The sequence below is a fragment of the Candidatus Krumholzibacteriia bacterium genome, assembly GCA_035268685.1.
Taxonomy (GTDB): Bacteria; Krumholzibacteriota; Krumholzibacteriia; order JAJRXK01; family JAJRXK01; genus JAJRXK01.
In genome coordinates this window covers 1-5,409 of sequence record DATFKK010000199.1, presented here as the reverse complement: position 1 = coordinate 5,409, position 5,409 = coordinate 1, and the positions used below count along the sequence as shown (strand labels likewise).

Genomic DNA, 5,409 nt, shown 5'->3' with positions numbered 1-5,409 from the left:
CCAAGCTTGAGCGCGTCGGCGTACTCGTGCCGCAGGTTCGTCACCGTGCGGAAGTGCTCGAGCGTCGAGGCGCGGGCCGGGGCGTCGATCTGGTCCCACGGGAAGGTCCGCCGGCAGTCGGGATCGCGGCCGCCGTCGAGGGCGACCTCGTTGCCGTAGTAGACGTGTGGCGAGCCGACGTAGGTCATGGCGAAGGTCGCCGCCAGCTGCAGACGGCGCGGGTCGCCGCCCGAGATCCGCAGGAAGCGGGCCGTGTCGTGGCTGTCGATCAGGTTCATCTGCGAGCGCACGGCCTGCAGCGGATAACGCGTGCGCCCTGGCGCGAGCTCGCGGTCGAACACCGCCGCGTTGCCCTCCTTCTGACCGATCCACTTGACGACGGGATCCTTGAAGTACTTGTAGTTCATCACCGCGTCGAAGACGTCGGGATGGATCCAGCTGCCCGCGTCGCCCCAGATCTCACCGATCAGCACGTGCTCGGGCTTCACCTCGCGGCAGCGCTCGCGGAACAGCTCCCAGAACCAGAACGGCACCTCGTTCGGCACGTCCAGACGGAAGCCGCTCACCCCCAGGTCGCCCATCCAGTAGTCGACGGAGTCGAGCAGGTGGTTCACCACCGGCCAGTTCACCCGTGCCTCGTCGATGCTGGCCGCGCTCATCTCCTGGGCGTTGGGCCGTGCGAGGTCGAAGTTCAGGTTCGGGTGCAGGCCGAAGCCCCACCAGCAGTCGTAGTAGTCGATGGCCTCCTCACCGGGAGGCAGCGGCCAGGTCGGCATCTCCTTCTTGAATTCGTACCAGTCCCAGTACTCGCTCTGCCGTCCGTTCTCGACCACGTCCTGGAAGGCGAAGTGGCAGTCGCCGGTATGGTTGTAGGCCATGTCGACGATCACGCGGATGCCCTTGTCCAGCGCGTCGGCGGTGAAGGCCCGGAACTCTTCTTCGGTGGCCAGGTGCGGATCGAGGGCGTTGTAGTCGCAGGGGTCGTAGCGGTGGTTGCTGCGCGCGTCGGTGACCGGGTTGAAGTAGATCACGGTGACGCCGAGCTCGGCCAGGTGGTCGAGCTTCTCGTGCACGCCGACGATGTCGCCGCCGTAGAACGAGTAGTAGTCGGGCTTGCCGTCGGTCCGGTAGGGGCTGCGGGCCAGGCCCGCGACGTCGTTCCAGTCCTCGACGAAGTGGAAGTACTCGCCGTTGGTCTTGCCGCTCGGCGGCAGCTCGGTGCGGCCCTCGTAGTAGGGCTCGCTGAAGTCCGGATCGTTGGCCTCGCTGCCGTTGCGGAAGCGCTCGGGGAAGATCTGGTAGTAGACCGCCCGCTGCGCCCACGACGGGATCCGGAAGGGCGGGAGCACCTCGTGGTCGTACAGGGGCCAGGCGCTGTCGACGGGGACTTCGTCGGCGAAACCGCCGCCGGCGAGGGCGTAACGCGTCTCGCCGCCGTCGTGGTAGGCGAAGGTGAAGTGGCAGCCCTCGGCCGGTTCTTCGAGCGAGACCGTGGTCTCGTAGGTGGCGAACACGGGGTCCTTCACGTCCAGCGTCATCGGATGACGGACCGGGTCCTCGCCCGGCTCGCGCACGAGCAGCTCCACGCGCTCGACGTCGTCCAGATAGGCACGGGTGCGGAAGATCACCTCGCCGGGTTCGACCTCGTTCACGGTGCCGTAGTCGACGGCGACGTCGAGGCCCTCGAGGTAGAACTCGCCGTCGCCGACCTCGACCTCGATGGTCGCGTAGCGGTCGTCGACGTGGATGATGCTGTTGCGGCCGCCGAAGCCGTCGTCGGCGAAGTCGTCGGCCTGCTCGTCGGTGACCCAGTTGCCGTCGACCACGTACTTGTACTGGTAGGTGCCCGGCGCGAGCAGCAGCGTGGCCTCGTAGATCCCGTTGCCGTCGGGATCGGTCATGGGCGTGGCACCCACGTTCCAGTCGTTGAAGGTGCCGGCGAGCGCGACTTCGCTCACGCCGCTGATCACGGGCTGGAACTCGAAGTTCACGCTGCGCAGACCCTCGGTGGCCTCGCCGCCCGTCGCGGGCGTGGCCGCGCCGGTCTCGATCGGCTCGGTCATCGAGCCCTCGGCGCCGGCGTCCAGGATCCCGTCGCCGGCCTTCACGTCGACGATGCTGTTCTGTCCGCCGAAGCCGTCGTCGGCGAAGGCGGTCGCCGACTCGTCGGTGGTCCAGGTGCCGTCGATGACGAACTTGTAGAGGTACTCGCGGCCGACTTCGAGCGGCAGGACGGTCTCGAAGGTGCCGTCGCCGTCGGGATCGGTCATGCGACGCCCCTGCGGGTCCCAGCCGTTGAAGTCGCCGGACAGGAAGACCTGCTGTGCGCCCGGCGCCTCGGCGACGAAGCGCACCAGACGCTCGCCCTCGCCCGCGGTGGGCGTGGACTCCAACGTCACCGAGCCACTGCCGCCCGCGGTCACCTCGACCACGCTGTTCTGCCCGCCGAAGCCGTCGTCCACCGACTCGGTGGCGTTCGGGTCCTCCTGCCAGGTGCCGTCGACCACGAACTTGTAGGCGTAGGTGCCCGGGGCCAGGTCGAGCGTGGTCTCGAACACGCCGTCGCCGTCGGGATCGGTCATGGCGTCGGCGGTCGGATTCCAGTCGTTGAACTCGCCGGCCACGTAGGCCTCGTCGGCGCCGGGAGCCTCGAGGCGGAAGGTCGTGCCCTCGGCCTCGTCGCCCCCCGAGGGGGTGGACGCCGGGGCCCCGGTCACCTCGACCACGCTGTTCTGGCCGCCGAAGCCGTCGTCGACGAAAGCGTCGGCCGACTCGTCGGTCACCCAGTTGCCGTCGATGACGAACTTGTAGGCGTAGGTGCCGGGGTCGAGGTCGAGCGTGGCCTCGAAGACGCCGTCGCCGTCGGGGTCGGTCATGGCCTGGGCGGTGGGATCCCAGCCGTTGAACTCACCGGCCAGGTACACGCTCCCTGCACCGGGGGCCTCGGCCGTGAACGTCACGGCCTCGGCCAGGGCCGGCGCGGGGCTCAGCAGCGCCAGGGCCGCGACGACGGCCAGGACCTGGGGAATTGCGGCGCGAAGCATCGATGTCGGCATCGCGGCTCTCCTGTCTCGAGGGGGGATCTCCCGTGGTGGGTCTCGGGGGTGCGGATCGCGGGGACCGGACGGCGAACCGTCCGCAGACTCTAGTGCGTCGGATGGTCCGGCCGCTACTGCCGGGTCCAGCCCAGGGCCGGCGCCAGGTCCTCGTGCATGGCCCGCAGCATCTCGGCCATGGACCAGGCCTGGAACGTGGCGCCGCCGAACTCTTCGCGCTCGCCGGTGTCGGTACCGTCGCGGACCTCACGGATCGCGCCCACGGCCCCGTGATCGAGGACTTCGTCGACCAGGACGTCGAGCATCGCCCGCGCCTCGTCGACCCGGCCCACCCGGCACAGGGCGCTGATCACGGGCCCGCTCAACCACATCCATACGTCGCCGTTGTGATACGCCTCGTCGTAGTGATGGTTCTCGAGGTCGAGGTGGCGCGCGTGGAAATCGGGGTCTTCGGGGTCGAGGCTGGTCACGCCCCAGGGCAGGACCAGACGCTCGACCACGTGCTCGATCTCGGCGCGGACCCGCGTCTCGTCGAGCAGGGGTGGCCACTCGGGTTCGACCACGGTCAGGGCCAGGACGGTGTTGGGGCGCACCTGCTCGTCCTGGCTTCCGTCCACGTCGAGATGATCGGCCAGGCGGTTCTCGTCGTCGATCCAGAACAGACGGCCGAAGGACTCGCGGGTGCGCTGCGCCAGTCGATCGTAGCGATCGGCCCGTTCGGGGTGTCCGCGCTCGCGCGCCAGCCATTCTGCTGCACACAGCGCGTTGTAGTAGAGGGCCTGCACTTCCACCGCACGGTCGCCCCGCGGCGATTGCGGATCGCCCTCCCCGCCTGCGTCCATCCAGGTTTCTGCGTCACCGTGCCGGAGCAGGCCGTTCCCGTCCACGGCGTGGCGTTCCGCGCCGCCGATCATGGCGCGCAGAGCGGCGTCGAAGCGGGCCTCGAACTCCCGGTCCGGTCTGCCTTCGGCCCGACGCGCTCTCACGTACCGATAGGCGGCGCGCGCGTACCACCACGTACCGTCGACGCCCGCGTACTGCACCTGTCCCGGCTGCACGATGTTCGGGAGCCGGCCCTCGCGGGGATCCCCGCGGTCCAGCAGTTGGAAGTCCAGAAAGCCACGCAGGATCTCCCGCGCGGCGTCCAGGCGGCCGGTCACCAGCGTCGCGCCCGGCACGCAGATGAAGGTGTCGCGACCCCAGAAGTTCGTGAACCAGTGGAAGCCCGCGTAGATCCCCGCTCCGCGCGTGTGCATGATCATCTGGTCCATGCTCGCGCGCGCCCACAGGTAGGCTCTGTCGAGGCGTCGATCGCCGGTCCGGAGGGCGTCGGTCTCCATGGCACGGAAGTGGGTCTGTCGGGCGTCGAGGAGTTCGTCACGCCGTTCGAGGAGCCCACGGACGGTCTCGGCCGTCGCCTGGCGCGCCCCGCGCAGCGGGACGAAGACCATGTCGAGGAAGGCGCGATCGCCGTTCCACCGGCCGCGGATCGTTCCGATCTCGACCGGCGTGGTCCTTTCCATCGCACGCCGGGCGGCGTCGCGCGGGTGGACCGTCGGGCGAGGGATCATGTGCTCGTCGAACGCGCCGGCCGCAGCGACTCCGATCAGGAGCCGGTCGGGTCCGCCCGGCCCGGGTTCGCGATCGCGGCGCACGACCTCGACGGCGGTGAGGTCGAGGGTCTCTTCATCGGGTGCGGCGGAGGTCTCGTACCGGCCACGCTCCGGGCGCCAGATCCAGCGCAGATCGACGCGAGGACGCAGCTCCCATTCCCCTGGGGCCGAACCCGTCGTCTCGACCCGCACGAAGAGGGCGCCTTCGCCCAACGCCAGGAAAACGGTCTCGCGGACTCCGCCCGGGTACTCGCGCACCATGGACCAGGGGGTGACCAACACGCGGTCGGCCTCGCTCGGCTCGAGCGTCCGGCCGTCGAGCTGCAGGACGTAGTCGTCCAGACTCTCGTGCATGGCCGTGTACAGACCATGGTAGGCGCGCTGATCACGAGCACCGGTGTCGCAGGCCCAGTGTGTGGTGCGCAGATCGCTGAAGACGACTTCGCGGCTGGGATCGGTGACTTCGATCGTCCAGTCGGCGGACTGTGCTCCGGGGCTGGCGGACATGGAGAACCACGAGCAGAGGACGAATAGTGGGAGCGGACGCACCAGGGGGACTCCGCGAAAAGGGGGCTGCACCGGCCAGTCTAGGGGTCGGCCGGGGCCGATCGCAACGAGATGCGGTGGTCAGATCCGGCGGGCATGCTCTAGACTTTCCCGCCGATCGCCGAATCCCCCGACCGTGCATTGCGAGCGCCATGGCCGAAGTCACGCTGACCGACATCCGTAAGGTCTACCCC

General features: G+C 69.2%; 2 protein-coding genes. Both read right to left on the bottom strand.

Annotated elements, in window-relative coordinates:
- Window positions 1-3,056: alpha-amylase family glycosyl hydrolase (locus tag VKA86_19355; protein ID HKK73367.1), on the bottom strand; the 3,056-nt coding region annotated here is incomplete at its 3' end.
- Between the two features lie 113 nt (window positions 3,057-3,169).
- Window positions 3,170-5,176, bottom strand: coding sequence for an amylo-alpha-1,6-glucosidase (locus VKA86_19350; GenBank protein ID HKK73366.1), 2,007 nt, complete (start codon window positions 5,174-5,176; stop codon window positions 3,170-3,172).
- Window positions 5,177-5,409: the final 233 nt, after the last annotated feature.